This window comes from Pseudomonas sp. E45-MNA-CIBAN-0222 (genome assembly GCF_040310405.1).
Classification (GTDB): Bacteria; Pseudomonadota; Gammaproteobacteria; order Pseudomonadales; family Pseudomonadaceae; genus Stutzerimonas; species Stutzerimonas stutzeri_AC.
In genome coordinates, this window is the sequence record NZ_JBEOPU010000235.1 from 1 (window position 1) to 237 (window position 237).

At 67.9% G+C, this 237-nt stretch carries 1 protein-coding gene; it reads right to left on the reverse strand.

Annotated elements, in window-relative coordinates; genetic code table 11:
* On the reverse strand, window positions 1-237 hold a 237-nt coding region (locus tag AAEZ08_RS23450; RefSeq protein WP_500125247.1), incomplete at both ends, for a proton-conducting transporter transmembrane domain-containing protein.

Sequence of the window (237 nt, forward strand, 5' to 3'; positions counted from 1 at the left end):
ACAAGCAGCGGCGTGCTCCAAGCCGCCAGCGTCGGATCGCCTTCCGGCACGCAGCTCCAGATGCCAAGGATGCCGGCCTTGAGCATCGCTCCGGAGAGCACCGCGCTGGCCGGTGCCGGCGCCTCGGGATTGGCCAGCGGCAGCCAGACATGCAGCGGCCAGAATCCGGCCTTCAGACCAAGACCGAGCAGAAGCAGGGCGAGGGTCAGATTGTCGATAGGCTGCGCCTGCCACGTG